The following is a 21759-nucleotide window of genomic DNA, read 5'->3' as shown; positions in this document are numbered from 1 at the left end:
ACGGATCAACAAGGAGAATGGACCATGACCGACCTGACCACGTCCGCGGCGAGCGCTTTCGTCGCCGCTGCCGGCCTGGAACTCGATGAGGTATCGGGCACGAAAGTCGTCGGCCACATCGATCTGTCCGCCGAGCACCACACGCCGTGGGGTGTCGTGCACGGTGGCGTCTACACGACGGCAGTCGAGAGCGCCGCGAGTATCGGCGCGAGCACGGCAGTAGCAGACCGCGGCCAGTTCGCGGTCGGTGTGCACAACGGCACCGACTTCATCCGGTCCCGCACCGAAGGTCGCGTCGACGTGGTGGCCTTACCGATTCAGCAGGGCCGTATCCAGCAGTTGTGGTCGGTGGTCATCACCGCGTCCGACACCGGCAAAGAGGTGGCCCGTGGACAGGTCCGTCTGCAGAATGTGCCGCTGCCCGGTTCCGGATAGGAGGAGCGTCCAGGACCGCTCAGGGTCGGGCGCGACGTGTGTTGAGTAGGGCCGCGACGAGTCCCAGGGCGTAAAGGGCCGAACCGGCCAGAACCAGTCCGAGTGATCGGCCGTCGGGGGCGATCACGAGGGCTGCGGCGGCGATCGACGCGATGAACGCCACGTTGAACACCGTGTCCTGGAGCGCGAACACCTGCCCTCGGCGGTCGTCTTCGATGTCGATCTGCATGGCGGCGTCGCCGCTCAGCTTGATCGACTGCCCGGCGAATCCGAGGACCAGTGCACCCCACAGGAGGGAGGCCTGGGTGAGGGTCGCCACGAGCGTCGTCTGCGCCGCAAGGGCGAGGATCAACGCGGTGGTGATGGTGCGGGAGCGACCGATCCGCGGAATGGTGAACGGTGTGGAGATCGCGGCGAGCAGCATTCCCGCCGCGGTCGCGCCGACCGCGACACCGAACCCGGCCAGTCCTCCCGGTAGGGAACCGGCCCTGGACGTGTCTCGCAGCACGAGGACCATGATCAGCGTGTTGGCGCCGAACACGATCCGATGCGTGCCGATGCCGATCATGGCGGTGGTGACGCCCGGGGACTGCCACACGGCCACGGCTCCGTTGCGCAGTCCCGATGCGACGGCACGGATCACCCCGTAATCCGCTCTTTCGTCCGCGTGTGGACCGAGAAGCCGACGATGGAATCGGGACGCCGCGAGAGCGGCGATCGCGGAACCGACCGCGGCGGCGGCGACGGCGATACCGGATCCGCGGTCGCCTGCGCCAGCGACACCGATGATGGCGACGGATGTTGTGGCTCCGAGAGCGGATACGACCGAACCGGTGGTGGTGAGCACGGAGTTGGTGGCGACCAGCCACGATTTGTGGACCACGCGCGGTAGCGCGGCGGAGACGCCGGCGAGTACGAACCTACTGACACCGATGGCGGCGAGGGCGAGGAGAAGGATCGGGAACTCACCGGCCCCGGACCCCAGAAGGGCGGCGGTCACCAGAATCAATACTCCGCGTATGACATTGGCCCACAGCAGCACCGTCCGACGATCCCAGCGGTCGAGGAGTGCCCCCGCGTAGGGTCCGATGACCGAGTAGGGAAGCAGTAATACCGCGAAGCCGGCAGCGATCGCCAGCGGGTCGGTCTCGCGCTCGGGATTGAAAAGGATGGCGCCACCCAGCGCCGCTTGGAACATTCCGTCGCCGAACTGGCTGGCGAATCGCACCGTGGCGAGCCGGGCCAGTCCGGGCGACCGGCGCAGGGTGTGTGCGGTACGGCGCCACGCCTCCCCGCTTCGTCGTCCTCGGGGGTTCCCGAGCTGTTCCGCCATTCACGGGACCTTATCCGGCCTGTGCGAGGGACCTTTCCCGCCACCACTGGACGGTCTGCTCTGCGGCCTCGGGCAGTGGCGTCGGCTTCAGCCCGAGTCGCTGCTCGCTGGCGGTCGAATCCATGACGAACGGGTTTTCGAACTGGTACATCATTTCCGCCAGCTCGCGGGAACCCTCGTGGAGGCGGCCTGCCGCTCGGAAAACCCATCCCGGGAGAGCGCTCACCTTCGGTGCCGGCACCCCCGCTGCGTCGGCGTAAGCCTGGACCATCTGCCGCTGGGTGACCGCGGGGGCCGTCGGCGCGTGCAGCACGGAGTTCCACAGGTCGCGGTCGTGTGCGGCGACGATCATCGCCGCCGCGAGGTCGGGGACGAAGGTGAAGGAATGGGGCGTGTCGGCAGAGCCCAGGACACGCATTGTCTTGCCGGCGAGCACAACCGGGACCATGCGCTCACCGGCGTGAGCGCTGAGCACCTGCGGACCGAAGAAGTCGGAGGCGACGACACTGACGGTGGGGGTCGAGGAGGCGGCGCGAGCGTCGAGCAGCCGGGCACGGATTCCGCGCTTTCCCGTCGTGGCGGACCGCCGCGTGGTCTCGGTCATGGGCTGCTGTTCGGTGTCGTAGGAGTAGAGACTTTCCGGAAACACGACCACCGCACCGACCTCTCCTGCCGCCTCCAGAACGGTGTGCTCGGCCGCGGGGAGGGTGCGCTCCCACGCCTCGGCGGTATAGGCGGCGTGAATGCAGTGGTAGACGGCGGTGGCACCCTCGAAAGCTGCACGTACGGCCGAGGGGTCGGATACGTCGACCGCCCTTCGCTCGATCAGCGGGTGTTCCGGACCGCTTCCGGAGCGGGTGAGCACGCGGACGCGTCGCCCCTGTTCTGCGAGCTGCTGTGCCACTGTCGCGCCGACGGGTCCCGCGCCGGTGACGATTTCGATGTTCGACATTTCCGCTCCTGGTGTGTGGTGTCCAAAGAGAGCACTGCTCTCTGTTTGAAGAATGCGCCCGTATGAGCGCAAAGTCAAGAGCACTGCTCTCGTTTGTTGACACCGCTCTCCGCGATCGGCACCCTGGACCCCATGCCGGCAACACCACGGGAACGTGCCCGAGAGCAGACGTTGCAGGACATCACCCGAATAGGCCGCGAACAGCTGGCGGCCGTCGGCGCCGCGGCGCTGTCGTTGCGAGCGGTGGCCCGGGACCTCGGAGTGGTCTCGTCCGCCGTGTATCGGTATGTGAAGAGCCGTGACGAACTGCTGACCCTGCTCGTCGTCGACGGATATAGCGAGCTCGGGGACGAGGTGGACGCCGCAGTCGCGGCCGCGCAGCATCCGCGGCAGCAGTTCCTGGCCCTCGGCCGCGCGGTGCGGGCGTGGGCTCTGCGTGAGCCGGCGCGCTACGGACTACTGTTCGGCAGCCCGGTTCCCGGCTACGACGCCCCCGGCGAACAGACCACGACGCCCGGGACCCGGGTCATCTACGCGCTGGTCCGCATCTTCGACGGTGCCTACCGCTCGGGCCTCCTCGACGCCGACGCATCCGCCCCCGTCGACGCCGGTCTCGCCGCCGACCTCGACCGGATTCGCGCGGAGCTCGGCCTCACCACTCCCGATCACCTGCTCGCCCGCGGGGTGCTGGTGTGGTCCAGCCTGTTCGGTGCGGTGAACTTCGAGGTCTTCGGTCAATACGGCGCGGATACGTTCACCGATCCGGCTGCCCTGTTCGAACACCATCTCACCGTGCTCGCCGACACTGCCGGGCTCCCGCCCGCCTGAATTCGTGCGAACCGGACGCAGCTCGCGTCCTGGGACACATCACTCTCGCCGCGGTGGGATGATGTTCGGGTGGCGCACGCAGAAGAACCCGAGGATCGAATGGCGTCGACGGAACCGGTGGTCCGCCCGGGGAGCTTGTTGGTCTCGTCCACCGATCTGGTCGAGCCCGCATTCCGTCGTACCGTGATTTATGTGATCGAACACAACGAGGCCGGGAGCCTCGGCGTGGTCATCAACCGCCCCAGCGAGACCTCGGTGCAGGAGGTGCTGCCACAGTGGGCACCGCTCGCCGCCAGCCCCGCCGCGCTCTATGTCGGTGGTCCCGTCAAGCGTGACGCCGCGCTGTGCCTGGCCACCCTGCGGACCGGTGCGCTCATCGACGGGGTCGCGGGACTGCGCCGGGTGCACGGCCGCGTCGTGATGGTCGATCTCGACTCCGACCCCGAGGTCATCGCACCCCTGGTGGAAGGTGTTCGCATCTTCGCCGGTTACTCGGGCTGGACGTTCGGGCAGCTCGACTCGGAGCTGCAGCGTGACGACTGGATGGTGGTGTCCGCGCTGCCGTCGGACGTCGTGGCGCCGGCGCGCATCGACGTCTGGGCCCAGGTCCTGCGACGTCAGCCTCTTCCTCTCGCCCTGTTGGCCACTCACCCGATCGACGTCGAGCGCAACTGAGCCGACACACCTCGAGTACGTCCCGGGGTCTGTCGGAGACGGGTGGTATCAACAGAGCAGGACGAAGTAAGGAGGCAGCAGACGTGAACAGACCATGCGGACGTTGCGAGACGGCACTCGACCACTGCCACGGAACGTTGATCGTGCACAGCCGGCGCGGCATCGAGTGCACCGACGAGTCGTGCGTCGAGCTGTCCGAGGTTCGCCATACGCTGATCATCGACTGCGAGGAACTCGGCGACGGATGCTTCTGCACCGCGGAGTTCACTGCCGAACTGCGTCACGCCTCCTGAGGGATCGGCCCCAGATCCACGCCCACCTCGCGCAGGCGACGGCGTAACCGGGAAAGGTGGCTGCCCGGCCAGTACAGGTGGCCGCAGTTCCGACACCGACTGAAGTCGCGCTCCCGTTCCGCCACTCCGGGCGGCACCTCGTGGCGTGCCTCGTCCCAGGACACCGTGGTCAAGGTCCCATTGCAGCCCGCGCATCGGGTGAACGGCGCGATCCGTGCGTGGAGATCGAAGCGGTCCAGTACTTCCCGTAGCTGGCGGCGTGGATCGGTCTCGTGCAGGAAGGCGCCGTGGGTCACTGCCGCACGCTTGAGGAGGCCGGTGTCGCGGGTGAGGACGATCCGGTGCTCGGACACCGAAATCTCGACCAGTTCGGTGTCGTCGAAGTCGTTGCGGTACCGGGTGTCGAAGCCGAGTAACCGGAGATAGCCGGCGAGCCGGCCGAGATGCACGTCGAGGACGAACGAGGATTCGCGTAACGGTCGCGGTCGCAGTCGAGTGAGACCCGTGATGTCGACGCGTTCGAACACGGGATACACCGTGACCCGTTCGCCCCCGACGAGGCGGTGCGCGAAGTCGACCGAGATCTGGTCGACGAGCACGAGGTCCACTTCGGTGTGCGGCACGCCCAGCGCTTCGATGCGGTCCTTCACCGAGGGTGTGCCGATGAAGTAATGCGCGAATGTGCGCTTCCGCGACTCCGGCGCGAGGAAGTCGTTCAGCTCCTCGTAGAAGCGGAACTCGCACTGGCGAAGCGGTTCAGGCATCAGCATTCACTTCCTGAGGCCACAGTACTGGGCGACTCCTCGCGATCGCGCGTGTGCCGTCACCCTGCAGGCGGTGGACGACGACTGTCGACCCGGGCGCTCACCCCCGCCGTCGGTCGGCGAATGCGTTGAGGACCCCGGCCATGTCCTCGGCTTCCGCGGTGGTGACGGTCAATCGGTCACCGCACGCGGTGGTGACGATCACCGCGGGCCCTGTGCGGGTGACGACGCCGTAGTTTCGCGGCCCCTTCACTTTCAACCCCCACCCACCGAAGTCGTCGAAGGGCTTGACCACGTCGACGCGCGCACCCTCGATCTCGTCGATGCCGTAGTCGAGGGCGGTCATGCCCATGTTGATCACTCGGATGCCGTCCTCGTCCACGATGACACGGAAGCGCAGGAGGCTGACGATCAACAGCCCGACGGGAACGAATACGGCGAGCGGCCACCAGCCGCCGGAAATGCGGCAGACGACGAGGGCGGGGACGACGCCGAGCAGAAGAAGCAGGATTCCGGACCCCGCTGTCCCGAAACCCACGGAGGCTGCCACTGCCGCAGGTGCGGCGGCCCGGGGCAGGGTGACGTCGGGTCGACGCGTGGCCGAGACCCGGCGACGGTAGTCCCGCAGACACGCCGCGCCGATCATTCCGACACCGGCGCCGAGTACGGTCCCGGCGCCGAGGGACCACAGCGGAAGCTCGGTATCGGCCGGATCGGTGACGTCGAGTTGGACGGCAAGTATCACCACGTGCACGGTGCTGACCATGCCGACCACAGACAACCCGACGACGAGCATGGCGCGGCGCATCATGAGCAAGGCCGGCGCGAGGGCGGCAACGCCGGCGCAGCCACCGCCGAAGAGGACCGTCACGAGAGCGAACGTCCAGGCACTGGACATCGGGGTGGCGAAACCGTCCGCCGAGGTGGTGGTCCAATGCGTGGCGATTTCCGCGGGTAGCCGGGGTTCCCACAGCTTGGTCAGGAGCACGCCGGACAACGCGGCTACCACGGGCAGGATCACACCGAAGACGGCTCCGGCGGGGTCGACGATTTTCGAACTGGGCACCGGGTGGGCCGTCTGCAGCCGATCAGGACGGCTGGCAGGCGTCCTTCAGCGAGCAGGCTCCACAGGAGTTGCCGCAGGCACCGGTGTCGGCGGCGGGGACGGCTGCCGCGGCACGGGCACCGAGTGATCCGCCCGTACCCGCGGTGAGCGCGGCAGCGACGACGCTGACCAGGAGGGCGCCGATCCCGATGACTCCACCGACCAGAATTCCGGCGACACCACCGATGATCAGCAGCCCGGCCGCGGCGAGAAGCGTGGGGCCCGCGACCTTGTTCGCCAGGGCGAAGGCGTCGTCGTCGCGCAGTGTCTCGGCGGTCCGGACACCCGCCCACCGGTTGCGCGGCAGACGTTCGGTGAGGCCGGCCAGGGCGACGCCGGCAACGGCGACGGCGAGGACGAACAGCACGACGGAGGCAATCAACACGACACCAGGATACGGCGCACCCGGATGCGCAGGTGAGTCCGGGTGGGGTGAGGCTCTACCCTGGTTGACGGTATTCCTCTCCATCCACGAATGTCAGCCAAGTAGATAGCGACCACAGTGACCGAGCACGCGCAGCCCGCCAACCCGTCCGACGCGACCCCGCAGCACCGCTACACCGCGGAACTCGCCGGCCAGATCGAGCAGCGCTGGCAGGACCGATGGAGCGCGGAGGGCACCTTCGACGCGCCCAACCCGGTCGGCCCGCTGGCAGGCCCGGTTCCCGCCGACAAGCTTTTCGTGCAGGACATGTTCCCGTACCCGTCGGGGACGGGTCTGCATGTGGGGCACCCCCTCGGTTACATCGCCACCGACGTGTTCGCCCGCTACCACCGGATGCAGGGCCACAACGTGCTGCACACGCTCGGGTACGACGCTTTCGGTCTGCCGGCGGAGCAGTACGCGGTGCAGACGGGCACGCATCCGCGGGCCACCACCGAGGCGAACATCATCAACATGAAGCGCCAGCTGCGGCGTCTCGGCCTCGGGCACGACGAGCGGCGCACGTTCGCGACCACCGACGTCGACTTCTACCACTGGACGCAGTGGATCTTCCTGCAGATCCATGACGCCTGGTTCGACAAGAAGGCAGGAAAGGCCCGGCGCATTTCCGAGCTCGAGGCGGAGTTCGCCTCGGGTGAGCGCAGCGTGGAGGACGGGCGGGACTGGCAGTCGTTGTCGGTCTCCGAGAAGGAAGCCGTCCTCGACTCCTACCGGCTCGTGTACCACTCGGATTCGATGGTCAACTGGTGCCCGGGTCTGGGCACTGTCCTGGCCAACGAGGAGGTGACAGCGGACGGCCGCAGCGACCGCGGCAACTTCCCCGTGTTCCGGAAGCACCTGCAGCAGTGGATGATGCGGATCACCGCCTACGCCGACCGTCTCGTCGACGACCTCGAGTACCTGGATTGGCCCGAGAAGGTCAAGGCCATGCAGCGCAACTGGATCGGACGCTCGCACGGTGCGCAGGTGAAGTTCCAGGCCAACAGTCACAAGATCGAGGTGTTCACGACTCGACCGGACACGCTGTTCGGTGCCACCTACGTGACGCTGGCGCCGGAGCACGACCTCGTCGACGAGCTCGTCGCCGCCGAGTGGCCCGAGGGCGTCGATCCGCGATGGACCGGCGCTGCGGCCAATCCGGCCGAAGCCGTTGCGGCGTACCGGAAGTCGATCGCGGCCAAGTCGGATCTGGAACGTCAGGAATACAAGGAGAAGACGGGTGTCTTCCTCGGCACCTACGCGGTGAACCCCGTCAACGGGCGCGAGCTGCCGGTGTTCATCGCCGACTACGTCCTCACCGGATACGGCACGGGCGCCATCATGGCGGTCCCCGGCCATGATCATCGTGACTACGAGTTCGCGACCGAGTTCGGTCTCGACATCGTCGAGGTGATCTCCGGTGGCGACCTCACGAAGGACGCGTACACCGGCGACGGCACCATCGTGAACTCGGACTTCCTGAACGGAATGACCGTCGCCGACGCCAAGAGGGTCATCACCGAGCGTCTCGAGGCGGACGGCACCGGTAAGGGCACCATCCAGTACAAACTGCGCGACTGGCTGTTCGCCCGTCAGCGGTACTGGGGCGAGCCCTTCCCGATCGTGTACGACGCCGACGGCAATGCGCACGCACTGCCGGATTCCATGCTGCCGGTGGAACTTCCGGAGGTCGAGGACTACGCTCCCGTGTCCTTCGATCCCGACGACGCCTCCTCGGAGCCCTCTCCCCCGCTGGCGAAGGCTGTCGACTGGGTCAATGTCGAACTCGATCTCGGGGACGGGCTGCAGACGTACCGCCGCGACACCAACGTGATGCCACAGTGGGCGGGCAGTTCGTGGTACCAGCTGCGCTACATCGACCCGACCAACCAGGACACGTTCTGCGACAAGGAGAACGAGCAGTACTGGACGGGTCCGCGGCCGGAGATCCACGGGCCGAACGATCCCGGCGGCGTCGACCTGTACGTCGGCGGTGTGGAGCACGCTGTGCTGCACCTGCTGTACTCGCGGTTCTGGCACAAGGTGCTGTTCGACCTCGGCTACGTCAGCTCGAGCGAGCCGTACCGCCGCCTGTACAACCAGGGCTACATCCAGGCCTACGCCTACACCGATGCGCGCGGGGTGTACGTGCCGGCCGACGAGGTGGAGGAGAAGGACGGCAAGTTCTTCTATCAGGGCGCGGAGGTCAACCGCGAGTACGGCAAGATGGGGAAGAGCCTCAAGAACTCCGTGTCGCCGGACGAGATCTGTGAGGAGTACGGGGCCGACACCCTCCGGGTGTACGAGATGTCGATGGGCCCGCTGGATACGTCGCGTCCGTGGGCGACCAAGGACGTCGTCGGCGCTCAGCGTTTCCTGCAGCGCGCCTGGCGTGTGGTGGTCGACGAGGAGTCCGGCGCCGTGCGGGTCACGGACGACGCCCCCTCCGAAGACACCCTGCGTGCGCTGAACAAGGCGATCGCCGGGGTGAGCGACGACTACACGGCGCTGCGGGACAACACCGCGGCGGCCAAGCTGATCGAGTACACCAACCATCTCACCAAGGCCTACCCCGGTGGTGCCCCGCGCTCCGCGGTGGAGCCCCTGGTGCTCATGCTCGCGCCGCTGGCCCCGCATCTCGCGGAGGAGCTGTGGTCGCGGCTCGGCCACGAGAAGTCGCTGGCCCACGGTCCCTTCCCGGTGGCCGAGGAGAAGTGGCTGGTGGAGGACACCGTCGAGTACCCGATTCAGGTGAACGGCAAGGTCCGCAGCCGAGTGACGGTGGCGGCCGACGCGTCACGCGAGGAGATCGAGAAGATCGCGCTCGCCGACGAGAAGATCGTGGCACTGCTGGGAGGCAAGGACCCGCGCAAGGTGATCGTCGTACCGGGGAAGATGGTCAATATCGTCCTCTGACGTGCTCCGCACCCGTGAGCACTTCTTAACACTCCGTGGTTGAGAAGTGCTCACGGGTGTCGTGTTTGCGCTACTGTCTCGAATAGAACACGTTCTAGTCGACTTCAGGAGTATTCGCCATGGCACCGTCCGCAGAAGACATCCGCAAGACCGTCGAGAGGTACGTCGAGGTGGTGGCCACGGGCACCGTCGACGACGTGCTGGCGCTCTATGCCGACGGTGCGATCGTGGAAGATCCGGTGGGGACCGACCCGCGGACCACGGTGGAGTCGATTCGCGAGTTCTACGGGGTGATCGAGCCGCTGCAGCAGACCAGCGAACTGCACACGCTGAGGATCGCCGGAAACACAGCGGCCTTCCACTTCTCGCTGGTCACCGAACTGGGCGAGCAGAAACTCGAGGTAGCGCCGATCGATGTGATGACCTTCGACGACGACGGCAAGATCACGACCATGAAGGCGTACTGGTCGCAGGAGGACATGGTTACGCGCTGACACGCGCACGACCACAGCGGGATTACCGCCCGGTCGAGCGGAAACTGTGCTTACGATGTCGGTGTGGCCACCGACGACGCCGGGCCGGCCGCAAGGGGTGCCCGACGCAGAGCAGTCGCACGTGCAGGTACGCGCTTTCGGCGCGCACCGCGTCACTGGCTGGTCGTAGCGGGCGCCGTCGCAGCCGCGGTGATGGTGGCCTGCTCCTCCGGGTCGGAGGTCAGGACCGTCTCCGTCGAGCTCAACGGCGCCATGGACGACGGGTATCCCTGGACGCAGGTGCTGCTGCCGCCGCAGACGCCCACCACCGTTCCGTACGGTCCTGCCGGCACCGAGCTGCCCACCGAGGGCGGCACCGGCGGCATCCGAGTGGTGGGTGACCGCACGGGTCTCTACGGGGGAAGCCCGGACCGGTTGCTGTGCGACCGCCAGAAGCTCGTCGACGACCTCGAACGGGACCCCGCCCGAATGACGGCGTGGTCCGGCGTATTCGACGTCGACGATGTTCGGAGTTACGTACGGACGCTGACGCCGGTTTTGCTTCGCGCGGATACCCGGGTCACCGACCACGGGTTCGAGGGGGGCCGGGCGCAGCCGGTCCAATCGGTTCTCGAGGCCGGGACGATCGTTCTGGTCGACGACCACGGCGTGCCGCGGGTTCGGTGTGTACAAGGCAGCCCTCTCCTGGCCCCCATCCTCGGCGAGAATTCGGAAATGCAGGGTGACCCGTGGCCGAATTTTCAGGAGGATCGGCTCTTGGTAGTGCAGCCGTCGAACCTCGCAATGAACGACATCGCCGTCGTGGACTTGATGACCGGAGGCCTTACTCCCGTTCCGGTCGGTGCGGGACCGGGGCAGCCGGCGGAGCGTCCGAGGCCGCCGGCGCCGGTGATCTCCGAAGCCCCTGTCGTCGATTCGCCGCCGATCGCGGTGCAGCAGGCTGCGCCACGTCCTGCCCCGGCTACGGTTGCGCCGCCGCCACCGCCTCCTCCCCCGCCGCCACCGCCGCCCCCACCCCCGCCGCAGGTCGAATTGCCACCGCCTCCTGCCCCCGCGCCGTTGCCGCAGCCGCAGATCCGGGTGCAGATTCCCGGCATGCCTCTCCTGGTCATTCCCATTCCCTAGGGATCGGAAGTGACGCCACCCTTGATCTATGGTGGAACGTGTTCTAGTTTTGGTACTTCACGTACCGATAGGGAGCCGTATGACCACATCAGGGGACAACCACGCCATCCTCCCCGCGAAGGAATCGGTGGACCAGAGCTTCGACGTGGTCGTGGTCGGATCGGGCGCTGCCGGAATGAGTGCGGCGATCACCGTGGCCGCGCGCGGACTGAAAGTAGTGATCGTCGAGAAGTCGCCGTATTGGGGCGGCTCCACGTCCCGATCCGGTGGCGGAGTATGGATTCCGGGAAACACGGTGCTCCAACGTGACGCTCCCCCCGACGATCTCGAGGCTGCCCGCACGTACGTGCGCAGCATCGTCGGACCGGTCGTCGATCCCGAGCGGATCGACACCTACATCGACAGAGGGCCGGAAGCACTCCAGTTCCTGATCGACCACAGTCCGCTGAAGTTGGAATGGGTGAAGAACTACTCCGACTACTACCCGGAGGCACCGGGTGGGCTGGCCACCGGGCGCTCGTGTGAGCCCGTGCCGTTCGATGCGCGCGCACTCGGCGACGACCTCGACACCCTGCATCCGCCGTACAGCAAGACCCCGCTGAACGTCGTCGTGAAGCAGTCGGATTATCGCTGGCTGAGTACGGGATTCCGGACCTGGCGCGGACCGGTTCGGATGGTGCGGGTCGGACTGCGCAGTATGGTCGCGAAGGCGCGGCGACAGCACCTGATCGGCATGGGTGCGGCCCTGATGGCGGAACTCCTGCTCGGGGTCCGCCAAGCGGGGATCCCCCTGCGGCTGAACACCGAGCTGACCGATCTGGTCACCGAGAACGGCCGCGTGGTCGGGGTGGTCGTGAAGTCGAACGAGCAGACCACGACGTTGCGCGCGGGGCTCGGTGTCGTCCTGGCGTGCGGTGGATTCGACAACAATGCGGAGATGCGACGGAAGTACCAGCGCGAGCCGATCGGTTCCGACTGGACCACCGGGGCACCGTCGAATACGGGCGACGGGATCAATGCGGCGCTGAAACTCGGTGCCGGGGTGAGCTTCATGAGCGACGCGTGGTGGGGTCCGAGCATTCCGCTGCCCAAGGGACCGTGGTTCGCCCTGGCCGAGCGGTCGCTGCCGCGCAGCATCATGGTCAACGACCGCGGCGAGCGTTTCATGAACGAGTCGCTGCCGTATGTCGAGGCGGTACACCGCATGTATGGCGGTGAGTACGGGCAGGGCGACGGCCCGGGCGAGAACATCCCCGCCTGGTTGATCTTCGACCAGACCTACCGGGACCGGTACCTCTTCGCCAGTGTCACGGCGCGTGCCCCACTTCCCAGGAAATGGCTCGACAGCGGGGCGATCGTCAAGGCGTCCACTCTCGAGGGCCTTGCCGAGAAGATCGGCGTTCCCGCGGACCGCTTCACCGCTACTGTCGAACGGTTCAACGGGTTCGCCCGCCGGGGTGTGGATGAGGACTTCCACCGTGGTGAGAGCAAATACGACCACTACTACGGCGACATCAGCAACAAACCCAACCCGAGCCTGGGCGAGTTGACCAAGGGCCCGTTCTACGCGGCCAAGATGGTCCCGGGCGATCTGGGTACGAAGGGCGGCATCAACACCGACACGGCGGGGCGAGCACTTCGCGAAGACGGAACCGTCATCGAGGGACTCTATGCGGCGGGAAACACCAGCGCGCCGGTCATGGGACACACCTACGCGGGACCGGGAGCCACGATCGGGCCTGCGCTGGTCTTCGGCTATCTCGCGGCACTCGACATCGTGGAGAGGGCGCGGTCGATGGCCGGCACGTCCGGAGAGTGATGTCCGAACGCGAGGTCATGGTCGACGGATTCCGTTGGAATATCAGCGATCTGGGCGCAGGACCGCCGGTGGTGATGTGCCACGGATTCCCGGGACTCGGGTTCAGTTATCGCCATCAGAGTCGCGCGCTCGCCGAGTCCGGCTTCCGGGCCCTCGCACCGGACATGCCCGGGTACGGTCGCACGGACACCCCCGTCACCATCGGCGATTACACGAACGATCGCGTGGCCGACCAACTCGTCGGCCTCCTCGACACACTCGGTGAGGATCGAGCGGTATTCGTCGGCCACGACTTCGGCGCCCCGGTCGCGTGGACGCTCGCTCTCCGCCACCCCGAGCGGGTGTCGGGGCTGGTGCTCCTGGCGGTGCCCTATGCGCCCGACCGCTTTCCCGCCCGACCGTCCGAGTTGTATGCGGCGGTGGCGCGCAAGCACTTTCTGCACATCCACTACTTTCAGGAACCCGGTGTCGCGGATCGGGAGCTCGACGCCGACCCTCGCCGATTCCTGCACAGGCTGTTCTACGCGCTCTCGGGCGACTATCACTACCTCGACATCTGGCAGCACCCGTCCGAGGGCAACGGCTACCTCGACGTGTTGCCGCTCGCGCCGCCGTTGCCGTGGTCGTGGTTGTCGCAGGCCGAGTTCGACCATTACGTCGAGGTATTCAGCGCTACCGGGTTCACCGGTGGCCTCGACTGGTATCGGGCGTATGACGCGAACTGGGAACGCAGCGTGGACCTCGATGGCGCCCCCATCGAGGTCCCGACGCTGTTCATCACCGGCGCCCGTGATCCCGTCCTCGCGATGAGCGGTTCGGCGGCATTCGACCGCATGCGGGAAGCCGTTCCCGACCTGCGGGGCGTGCACTTACTGGAGGGCGCCGGGCATTTCGTTCAGCAGGAGCGGCCCACCGAGGTGAACACGCTCCTGCTGCATTTCGTGACCGACCTGGACGTCACCGGGTCGGCAGGCCACTAGTTGCCGGCGGCCTTCTCGTTCTTGCGGTTGGCGGCCTCGGACTCGGCCAAATTCTCCACGCGGTCAGCCCGCGCCCGCTTGTCTGCTGCCTCGCTCTGCTTGTCGGCGGCTTCCTGCAGTTGCTCCTTGGCAGGTGCTGCGGCCTTCTCCTCGGCGGCCTTGATCTTCTCCCGCTCGTTGCGTGCGGCGGCCTCCGCGGCCTGTTTACGCTGAGCCGCCTGCTCGTCGGCCTGCTTCGCCGCGGCTTGCTTGCGCTGTTCGGCCTCCTGAGCGGCGGTACGCTTGCGTTCTTCTTCACGCTTACGGGCTTGCTCGACCTCGCGCTGCTTTGCCTCCTGCGCTTCAACTTGCTGCTCGTTGGCGCGCTGTCGCTCGGCTTCCAACTCGGCGTCTGCCTCCGCCTCTTTGCGACTCGCTTCGGCATCGAGTTCAGCTGCCCGCAGTAGCGCGTCGCTGCGTTTGGTGAGCGCCGCGCCGCGCTGCTCGACCTCCTGATCGCCCAGAACACTGCCGACGGCGCCGTCGAGGACGCCGAGAGTGCGTTCGTACATCACCCGCGCCGGGGCCTCGGTACCCAGCCGGGACATGAACTGGTCCTCGATCAGTTGCAACGGGAACCGCACGATCTTGTATTGCAGGCGTAGGACCGCTATCGGCACACTGACGATATTCATCGAATCTCCCTCGATACGTGGGTGGTGATCAGGACTGTTCGGCGTCGTCGCGCAGGGCCTCGGCTTCGCGACGTGCACGCTCGGCTTCGGCCCGCGCGGCGTCCGCTTCGCGTATCGACTGGCGATGCTCCTCGACGGCCTCTCCGGCGCTCTCCGCCGCGGCAGCGACCTCGGTGCGCGCATTCTCTTCGGCCCGACTGGTTTCGATCCGGGCGTCGACTCCGGCCCGGGCCTGCTCCGTGACCACCTCACGGTGCTGCGCCTCTTCAGCCGCTCGGCGCTGTGCTCGGCGCTGCTCTTCGGCGGCTTGCCGTGCAACATCCGCCTCGTCCCGGACCTCGGCGCGTTCTGCGGCCCCTTCGGCACGCACTTCCTGGAGTTCCTCGGCCGCCTGCTCGGTCTCCGCCCGGGCGATGGCTTCGGCGGTGTTCGCTTCTTTGCGCTGCTGCGCCTCGGCTTGCTGCAATTGTCCCTCGGCGGTCAGCGAGTCGTTCCCGGTCACCGCTCCGGCGACCTCTTTCGCCTTGCCCTTGACGGAGTCCAGCAAACCTTCGCGGGCTTCCCCGGACGTGTCGCGATCACTCATGGATGGTTCTCCTACTGTCGTGGGCTGAACGGGCTGTCGTGTGCTGAAAAGGCCAGGCTTTGCCGTCCCGAACCGACGAGTAACCAGAATGGGCGATCGCGAATCGCCGGATTCTGCCGCAGTCGTCAATTCCGTGGGTTCGCCGGTGTGATCACTTAGCATCGGGGCCATGACCGCGCCGCACACCGATCAGTCGTATACCGCACTGCTCGACGAGGTGGCCGCGTCGCAGCGGGCGCTCGAGTCGACGCTCGAGACCTTGACCGACCAGCAGGCCCGTGAACCCTCCCGGTTACCGGGATGGAGTCGTGGTCATGTGGTGACGCATCTGGCGAGGAACGCGGATGCTCTCAATCGGTTCGCCGTCGGCGTGATTACGGGGGAACCCGCTCCGGAGATGTATCCCGGCGGGCCTGCTGCCCGGGCAGCCGCGATAGAGGAGGGGGCGGGCCGGCCTGTCGAGCTCCTCGCCGCCGACTTCCGATTCGCCGGCCGCCGCGTGATCGATTCGCTTCGGGAGATCACCGCGGACCGGTACGAGACGCCGGTCAACTGGCGTAAGCCGGTGACGGCCTGGGATGTGCCGGTACTGCGGTGGCGTGAACTCGAGATCCATCACGTCGACCTCGGCCTGGACCATGCGGTCGGTGACTGGCCGGAGGCCTTCGTCGACCACACGTTGGCGACTGAGCTACCCGAGTTGAAGGCACTCCATCCCGACGTCACCATTCCGGAACTGCCGCGTCACGAGCTGCTCGCGTGGTTGATCGGGCGTCCCACCCGTACCGGGCTGCCGTCGGTTCCCGCCTGGCCCTTCTGACCGTCAGGCGTATTCGGCGGTGTCGAACGAGCTGGCCTCGTCGAGGCCGGCCCAGATGATGTTGCAGCGCTTGCGGGTCATTTCGTCGGCGTCGGTGAGCAGGGCGTCGAGCAGGGAGCGGGGGGTCTTCTGCCACGACTGCTGCAGGGCTTCCACAGCGTGGGGCGGGAACAGCCCCGAGCGGGCGGCCGCGAGGGTCCACTCGCCGAACTCGCCATCATGGATCCGCTCGACGGCGTCGTAGTCCACGTCGCCGTCGCCGAGATCGAGGGAGAACATCGAAGCGAAGAGATCGCCGCTCACGTCGATGACGGAATCGTTCGGCTTGCGCTGTTCGGTGTTCATCGTGGCGTTACCTCCTGAGCCGACGTGAAAGACCCGACTCGTGCTGGCGAACTGTGCTGACGTGAAGAACTGTAGGGCGGTTGATTGTGAGCAGCTTAAGGGTTTTCTGAAGGACCAAACAGTGATGTATCTCACGCCGGTTTTTTGCCGGGACGCCGCGAAAGTCTCGCTGTCACCGGACGCGCAGGACGACTTCGGTGGGATGTGCGTCGGCCGGCGTCTCGACGGCTTGACGTACGGCAGCGGCGACCGTCGAGGCTCGGAGGTACTTCTCGGGACGGTATTCGTTGCCCTCGCCTGCGACGATGGCGCGTTGCATGTCCGTGTCGATCCGTCCGGGGTGAAGGGAGGTGACCCGCAGGTCCGGCTCCTCGAGCCGCAGGGAGTCCGCGAAGGCGCGGAGGGCGAATTTGCTCGCCGCATAGGATCCCCACCCGGCATTTGCCCGGATTCCCGCACCGGAATTGATGAGCACGACGTGTCCTCCGGCGGCGCGTAGGGCAGGTAGGAGGAGGCGCGTCAGCTCGGCCACGGCGATCACGTTCGCTTCGAGGGTGTGACGCCACTGCTCGACGCTGGACTCGGCGACGGTCGACAGGTCGGCGACCCCGGCGTTGTGTACCAGCACGTCGAGGTGCTCGATCGGCGCGCAGGCCTCGGCCACGGCGTCGTAGTCGGTGAGTTCGACGGGCCAGGGAGTCGCGGCGGGGAGTTCGCCGAGGATGGCGGTCAGCGACGCTGCTGTGCGGGCTCCGAGAAGGAGGTCGTGACTTGGTGCGAGTTCGCGGGCGATGGCGGCTCCGAGGCCGCGGCTGGCTCCGGTGATCAGGGCTGTGGGCACGGACCCGAGGCTAGCGCCCGTGAGCACTTCTCAACGCTCCGGTGTTAAGAAGTACTCACGGCCGACCAGTGATGCCAGCGCAGGGAGCGGACGGTGATCACCGGTCCCTGCGGACGGCGCGCGGCGTACTGCGGGTATTTGGCAGCGAGAGCGTCGATGGCGGCGGTTCCCTCCGCCGTGGTCGCGTCGAGTACCTCGGCCACGCCGTCGACCCGCACCCACCACAGTTGGTCCCAGTCGTCGTCGTAGTGATCGACGAGGATGCTGACGGAGGGATTCGCGGCGATGTTCTTCAGTCGACGTAATGCCGTGGTGCGCTTGGGTTTGAAGTCGACGCACGAGTAGATCGTGTCCTCGGCGAGGGCAAAGACCAACGGTACGAGATGCGGTACTCCGTCGGGTCCAGCGGTAGCCAGCCGGGCGACGCGGGCAGCGGAGAATCGCTGCACGGGATCCATTACGACTCCCTGACGTTCGCGTCCGACAGCAGCTGACTCGATCGCGAGGGCACGCGGCCAAGTATCGGTCGGCCCGGCGAGGCACGTCAACCTCGAATTGACTACGAAACCACCAATGTGATGCCGAGCGTGAGCATCAGGGCGGCGATACCGGCGTCGAGTGCCCGCCAGGCGCCGGGACGGGCGAATACTCGGTGCAGGAATCGGGCGCCGTAGCCGAGGGCGAGGAACCAGCTGACGCTCGCGACGGCCGCTCCGAGGCCGAACAGCCAACGCCCGGGATCTCCTTGATTGTTGGCGACCGATCCGAGCATCAGCACCGTGTCGAGGTAGACGTGCGGATTCAGCCAGGTCAGTGCGAGGCAGGTGAGAATCGCGGTGGCAAGTGTCGCGGACCCGACTTCCTGCGGAGTGTCGAGCGTGCCGGGACGTAGGGCTCGACGGGCCGCGAACGCCGCGTAGGCCAGCAGGAACGCGGCTCCGGCCCACCGGATGACGGTGATTGCGCCAGGCGCGTGGGCGAGGATCGTGGCAATTCCGCTGATCCCGAGTCCGATCAGGATGACGTCGGAGACCGCGCAGAGAGCGACGACGGGAAGGACGTGTCGGCGGACGATGCAATGCCTCAGTACGAAGGCGTTCTGGGCGCCGATCGCGACGATCAGCGACAGACCGGTGCCGAAGCCCGCTGCTGCCGTGAGCACACTGGGTGTGAAGTCCATGGACACCACGCTACGAAGCCGCCACACTTCAGGCCAGCTAATTATCCTTCATTGCCATTAGCATCGCTTCACATGGAGCTGGACCTTGCCGCGCTGCGTACGTTCGCCGCCGTTATCGACGAAGGCACGTTCGAGGCGGCGGCCCGAACCCTGCACATCACACCGTCCGCCGTGAGCCAGCGCATCAAGGCGCTCGAGCAACAGGTGGGACGCGTGCTGGTGCAGCGGGTGAAACCGGCGCGGGCCACGGACTCGGGGCGCGTGGTGCTCACCCTCGCACGGCAAGTGGACCACCTCGAGCAGGAGACGATGTCCTCGCTCAATCCGGATACTGCGCAGACGAGCACGCTGCCCCTCGTCGTGAACGCGGATTCGCTGTCGACGTGGATGATCCCGGCCCTAGCCCGGTTGGCACCGGAACATCGTGTGCTGTTCGACCTGCACCGCGAAGACGAGTACCACTCGACGGCGCTGCTGCGGGAGGGAACGGTGATGGCGGCGGTGACGTCCGTTTCGGAGCCGGTGCAGGGATGCACGGTGGAGACACTCGGATCGATGCGGTACCGCGCGCTGTGCAGCCGTGAGTTCGCCGACCACTGGTTCCCGGACGGGCCGACCGCCGAGGCCCTGGCAGTCGCCCCCATGCTCGACTTCGACCGCAAGGATGAATTGCAGGCCAGATTCCTGCGGGGGTTCACTCGACGGCGAGTGCATCCACCGCGGCACTTCGTTCCGGGCTCCTCGGCATTTTCGGACGCGGTCCACTACGGGCTCGGCTGGGGACTGCTCCCCGAACTGCACACAGGCACCGACCATGGACTGGTCGAGCTCGATCCGGCGCGGCCGATCGATGTGCCGTTGTACTGGCAGCGGTGGAAGTTGGAATCGCCGCTTCTCACGGCTCTCACCAGTGCCGTCCGCGAGGGGGCGCGCGAAGCGTTGCGGTGACGTGGGGTGGGCGCAACACTGGTGGCATGGACGCCGACAGCCCGATGGACCCGGTGCAGGCTCTCCGCGAGACAGCGTTCTGGCTCGAGCGATCCAGGGCGGAGACGCACCGGGTGAAGGCGTATCGGCGCGCCGCGGACGTGGTGGCGGGTTTGTCGGAGGAACAGCGGGACATCCGTCAGCGGACCGACAGCTGGAAGGACCTGCCGGGCATCGGACCGAAGACGGCGACGGTGATCCGTGAGGCACTCGACGGTGTTCCTGCCTACCTCACGGAATTGCGGGAAAAGGCGGAGCCCCTCGGTGGCGGTGCACTCCGCGAAGCGCTGAAGGGTGATCTACACACTCATTCGGACTGGTCCGACGGTGGCAGCCCGATCGACGAGATGATGCGGAGTGCGGCTTCGCTCGGTCACGAATACTGCGCTCTCACAGATCATTCCCCCAGACTGACCGTGGCCAACGGATTGTCCGCCGATCGGCTGCGCGCCCAACTCGAGGTGATCGCCCGCCTCAACGAGGAGCTGGCGCCCTTCCGTATTCTCACCGGCATCGAGGTCGACATTCTCGAAGACGGTTCCCTCGATCAGGATCCGGACCTCCTCGACGAACTCGACATCGTGGTCGCCAGTGTGCATTCGAAGCTTCGGGCCGAGAGTGGTGCGATGACGCGGCGGATGCTGAAAGCCGTGGAGAATCCGCGAGTCGATGTGCTGGGACATTGCACGGGTCGCCTCGTCATGGGAGGCCGCGGCACTCGGCCGGAGTCCACATTCGACGCCGAGAAGGTGTTCACCGCCTGCCGTGACCACGGCACCGCCGTCGAGATCAACAGCCGTCCCGAACGCCGCGACCCCCCGAGCAGGCTGATCGACTTGGCCGTGGACCTCGGGTGTCTGTTCTCGATCGACACCGACGCGCACGCGCCCGGACAGCTTGCGTGGCAGGGGTACGGGTGTGAGCGGGCGATGCGGTGCGGCGTCGAACCCGAACAGGTGATCAATACGTGGCCGGCCGACGACCTGCTGGAGTGGGCAGGTTCCCGGTAAGGGGAGAGGATGCCTGCGCCCAGAAGCGCTTCGGGATACGACCGGCATTTCGTGCGCGGCGTCCGGCTCGAACCGCGTCCGCCATGGCCGCGGCCATGAGCGGCGGATCGAACGAGCGGGTGACGGCGGACGCGAGCAGCACGGCGTCGCACCCCAGTTCCATGGCCAGGGCCGCATCACTAGCGGTGCCAATCCCGGCGTCGAGGATGACCGGGACACCGGCGCGGGCGACGATCATCTCGATGTTGCGGGGGTTGGAGATGCCGAGTCCGGTGCCGATCGGTGAACCGAGTGGCATGACGGCGGCGCAACCGGCGTCCTCGAGCCGCATCGCCAGCACGGGGTCGTCATTGCTGTAGGGCAGCACGACGAAGCCGTCGTCGACGAGTTGCTCTGCTGCCGAGACGAGTTCGACGGCATCGGGAAGAAGGGTCCGCTCGTCCGCCACGACTTCGAGCTTCACCCATTCGGTGCCCAGCGCCTCGCGCGCGAGCCGAGCAGTCAGCACGGCCTCCGCGGCACCTCGGCAACCGGCGGTGTTGGGCAACAGTGCGATGCCGAGTCGGTTCAGCAGTTCGAGCATCCCCGTCTTCCCGGCCGAGTCGACGCGGCGCATCGCGACAGTGGTCAGTTCGGTGCCCGATGCGAGGAGTGACTCCTCGAGAACGGAAAGGTTTGCTGCACCACCGGTTCCCATGATCAGCCGCGAAGAAAATGTGCGGTCTGCGATCGCGAGCGGGTCGACCCGGATCTCCGCCACCCTGCACCTCCTCCGGCCGGAACTTCTTCGTGTACCGCACCCTACGGGCCAGAGAACACGGAGGTGAGAGCCACATGTGCGCTGGGTCATAGGTCCAGATTGGACCCACGGGCGCGCAACTATCTGGATCTTCTGGACCCGTACCAGCCGGCCCAGAATGAGGTGCGAGAGCACACGATGGGAGCCGAGATGACCACGATCACCGGGCACAGGAACCGCACCCGCATACCGAGGGAGGCGGAGTGCCTCGCGGCGGAACTGGAATCCGCCCGTCGCCGCATCATCGAATTGATGGGCCAGCTCGACGAAACCGCGCGCAGCCGGGACGATTTGCGCGACCGGATGCAGGCGATGACGTGGAATGCCCGTTGGGGACGCGAGCAGATCGGGTTCGGCGTGCTGTGATTCGGCTG

At 66.8% G+C, this 21759-nt stretch carries 25 protein-coding genes; 13 read left to right on the top strand and 12 right to left on the bottom strand.

What is annotated here, in order from left to right; genetic code table 11:
* Positions 1 to 24 precede the first annotated feature (24 nt).
* Positions 25 to 435: a PaaI family thioesterase gene (locus R4P95_RS28570; RefSeq protein ID WP_109334736.1), complete on the top strand. Its 411-nt coding sequence runs from the start codon at positions 25 to 27 to the stop codon at positions 433 to 435.
* Between the two features lie 19 nt (positions 436 to 454).
* On the opposite strand, the gene R4P95_RS28565 is transcribed toward R4P95_RS28570, so the two are convergent.
* Both R4P95_RS28565 and R4P95_RS28560 read right to left on the bottom strand, forming a co-directional pair.
* Entirely contained in the window at positions 455 to 1768 is a 1314-nt protein-coding gene (locus tag R4P95_RS28565; protein WP_213575454.1) for an MFS transporter, read from the bottom strand.
* A 10-nt stretch (positions 1769 to 1778) separates the two neighbouring features.
* A complete protein-coding gene (locus R4P95_RS28560; protein WP_317747246.1) occupies positions 1779 to 2720 on the bottom strand; it encodes an NAD-dependent epimerase/dehydratase family protein in 942 nt (313 codons plus the stop codon).
* A 132-nt stretch (positions 2721 to 2852) separates the two neighbouring features.
* Here R4P95_RS28560 and R4P95_RS28555 point away from each other — a divergent pair, with 132 nt between their 5' ends.
* The 3 genes from R4P95_RS28555 (at position 2853) to R4P95_RS28545 (ending at position 4516) form a co-directional block, all read left to right on the top strand.
* Positions 2853 to 3548, top strand: a complete 696-nt coding sequence (locus tag R4P95_RS28555) for a TetR/AcrR family transcriptional regulator (protein WP_213575456.1) — start codon at positions 2853 to 2855, stop codon at positions 3546 to 3548.
* Between the two features lie 69 nt (positions 3549 to 3617).
* A complete protein-coding gene (locus tag R4P95_RS28550; RefSeq protein WP_317747244.1) occupies positions 3618 to 4223 on the top strand; it encodes a YqgE/AlgH family protein in 606 nt (201 codons plus the stop codon).
* A gap of 83 nt (positions 4224 to 4306) precedes the next feature.
* Entirely contained in the window at positions 4307 to 4516 is a 210-nt protein-coding gene (locus R4P95_RS28545) for a hypothetical protein (protein ID WP_109334731.1), read from the top strand.
* Here R4P95_RS28545 and R4P95_RS28540 read toward each other — a convergent pair.
* The 3 genes from R4P95_RS28540 to R4P95_RS28530 all read right to left on the bottom strand — a co-directional run bounded on the left by R4P95_RS28540 (position 4504) and on the right by R4P95_RS28530 (position 6770).
* Positions 4504 to 5286 (bottom strand): Mut7-C RNAse domain-containing protein, encoded by a 783-nt coding sequence (locus tag R4P95_RS28540; RefSeq protein WP_317747242.1) that lies wholly within the window; start codon positions 5284 to 5286, stop codon positions 4504 to 4506. The genes R4P95_RS28545 and R4P95_RS28540 overlap by 13 nt on opposite strands.
* A gap of 94 nt (positions 5287 to 5380) precedes the next feature.
* A complete protein-coding gene (locus R4P95_RS28535) occupies positions 5381 to 6346 on the bottom strand; it encodes a DUF1648 domain-containing protein (RefSeq protein WP_317747241.1) in 966 nt (321 codons plus the stop codon).
* A gap of 22 nt (positions 6347 to 6368) precedes the next feature.
* Complete coding sequence (locus tag R4P95_RS28530) at positions 6369 to 6770, bottom strand: SdpI family protein (protein WP_159926703.1); 402 nt, start codon at positions 6768 to 6770, stop codon at positions 6369 to 6371.
* 117 nt (positions 6771 to 6887) lie between these two features.
* Between R4P95_RS28530 and leuS the strand changes: the two genes are divergently transcribed.
* From leuS to R4P95_RS28505, 5 genes are all read left to right on the top strand, one after another.
* Complete coding sequence (gene leuS, locus R4P95_RS28525) at positions 6888 to 9725, top strand: leucine--tRNA ligase (protein WP_317747239.1); 2838 nt, start codon at positions 6888 to 6890, stop codon at positions 9723 to 9725.
* Positions 9726 to 9844: 119 nt separating this feature from the next.
* Positions 9845 to 10219: a nuclear transport factor 2 family protein gene (locus tag R4P95_RS28520; protein WP_317747237.1), complete on the top strand. Its 375-nt coding sequence runs from the start codon at positions 9845 to 9847 to the stop codon at positions 10217 to 10219.
* A gap of 63 nt (positions 10220 to 10282) precedes the next feature.
* Positions 10283 to 11344 carry a DUF6777 domain-containing protein gene (locus R4P95_RS28515; protein ID WP_317747236.1) on the top strand — a complete coding sequence of 354 codons (1062 nt, stop codon included), beginning with the start codon at positions 10283 to 10285 and terminating at the stop codon, positions 11342 to 11344.
* A gap of 79 nt (positions 11345 to 11423) precedes the next feature.
* The gene (gene kstD, locus R4P95_RS28510; RefSeq protein WP_317747234.1) at positions 11424 to 13163 is read left to right on the top strand and encodes a 3-oxosteroid 1-dehydrogenase; all 1740 of its coding nucleotides are present in this window, start codon (positions 11424 to 11426) and stop codon (positions 13161 to 13163) included.
* On the top strand, positions 13163 to 14143 hold the full coding sequence (locus tag R4P95_RS28505; RefSeq protein WP_317747232.1) for an alpha/beta hydrolase: 981 nt from the start codon (positions 13163 to 13165) through the stop codon (positions 14141 to 14143). The genes kstD and R4P95_RS28505 overlap by 1 nt, the downstream gene beginning before the upstream one ends.
* Here the strand turns inward: R4P95_RS28505 and R4P95_RS28500 are convergent.
* Positions 14140 to 14817 (bottom strand): IF2 family translation initiation factor, encoded by a 678-nt coding sequence (locus R4P95_RS28500; protein WP_317747231.1) that lies wholly within the window; start codon positions 14815 to 14817, stop codon positions 14140 to 14142. The genes R4P95_RS28505 and R4P95_RS28500 overlap by 4 nt on opposite strands.
* A gap of 28 nt (positions 14818 to 14845) precedes the next feature.
* On the bottom strand, positions 14846 to 15403 hold the full coding sequence (locus R4P95_RS28495) for a CsbD family protein (protein ID WP_317747229.1): 558 nt from the start codon (positions 15401 to 15403) through the stop codon (positions 14846 to 14848).
* A 169-nt stretch (positions 15404 to 15572) separates the two neighbouring features.
* Here R4P95_RS28495 and R4P95_RS28490 point away from each other — a divergent pair, with 169 nt between their 5' ends.
* Positions 15573 to 16223 carry a maleylpyruvate isomerase N-terminal domain-containing protein gene (locus R4P95_RS28490; RefSeq protein ID WP_317747228.1) on the top strand — a complete coding sequence of 217 codons (651 nt, stop codon included), beginning with the start codon at positions 15573 to 15575 and terminating at the stop codon, positions 16221 to 16223.
* A gap of 3 nt (positions 16224 to 16226) precedes the next feature.
* Here the strand turns inward: R4P95_RS28490 and R4P95_RS28485 are convergent, their stop codons facing one another.
* The 4 genes from R4P95_RS28485 to R4P95_RS28470 form a co-directional block, all read right to left on the bottom strand.
* Complete coding sequence (locus R4P95_RS28485; protein ID WP_213575467.1) at positions 16227 to 16568, bottom strand: hypothetical protein; 342 nt, start codon at positions 16566 to 16568, stop codon at positions 16227 to 16229.
* Positions 16569 to 16740: 172 nt separating this feature from the next.
* Positions 16741 to 17409 (bottom strand): SDR family oxidoreductase, encoded by a 669-nt coding sequence (locus R4P95_RS28480; protein ID WP_317747226.1) that lies wholly within the window; start codon positions 17407 to 17409, stop codon positions 16741 to 16743.
* A gap of 44 nt (positions 17410 to 17453) precedes the next feature.
* On the bottom strand, positions 17454 to 17867 hold the full coding sequence (locus tag R4P95_RS28475) for a TIGR03668 family PPOX class F420-dependent oxidoreductase (RefSeq protein ID WP_213575469.1): 414 nt from the start codon (positions 17865 to 17867) through the stop codon (positions 17454 to 17456).
* Between the two features lie 101 nt (positions 17868 to 17968).
* Positions 17969 to 18589 carry a LysE/ArgO family amino acid transporter gene (locus R4P95_RS28470; protein ID WP_317747224.1) on the bottom strand — a complete coding sequence of 207 codons (621 nt, stop codon included), beginning with the start codon at positions 18587 to 18589 and terminating at the stop codon, positions 17969 to 17971.
* A gap of 72 nt (positions 18590 to 18661) precedes the next feature.
* Here R4P95_RS28470 and R4P95_RS28465 point away from each other — a divergent pair, with 72 nt between their 5' ends.
* Positions 18662 to 19537, top strand: coding sequence for a LysR family transcriptional regulator ArgP (locus tag R4P95_RS28465; protein WP_317747222.1), 876 nt, complete (start codon positions 18662 to 18664; stop codon positions 19535 to 19537).
* Between the two features lie 44 nt (positions 19538 to 19581).
* A complete protein-coding gene (locus R4P95_RS28460) occupies positions 19582 to 20586 on the top strand; it encodes a PHP domain-containing protein (protein ID WP_317747302.1) in 1005 nt (334 codons plus the stop codon).
* Here the strand turns inward: R4P95_RS28460 and R4P95_RS28455 are convergent.
* A complete protein-coding gene (locus R4P95_RS28455; protein ID WP_397517769.1) occupies positions 20537 to 21337 on the bottom strand; it encodes a thiazole synthase in 801 nt (266 codons plus the stop codon). The genes R4P95_RS28460 and R4P95_RS28455 overlap by 50 nt on opposite strands.
* A gap of 198 nt (positions 21338 to 21535) precedes the next feature.
* On the opposite strand from R4P95_RS28455, the gene R4P95_RS28450 reads away from it, so the two are divergent.
* Positions 21536 to 21751 (top strand): hypothetical protein, encoded by a 216-nt coding sequence (locus R4P95_RS28450; protein ID WP_213575473.1) that lies wholly within the window; start codon positions 21536 to 21538, stop codon positions 21749 to 21751.
* Positions 21752 to 21759 lie beyond the last annotated feature (8 nt).

This window comes from Rhodococcus sp. IEGM 27 (assembly GCF_033142305.1).
Lineage (GTDB): Bacteria > Actinomycetota > Actinomycetes > Mycobacteriales > Mycobacteriaceae > Rhodococcus_F > Rhodococcus_F oxybenzonivorans.
Note: the sequence above shows the minus strand (reverse complement) of the source record. Positions and strands in the feature narration are given on the sequence as shown.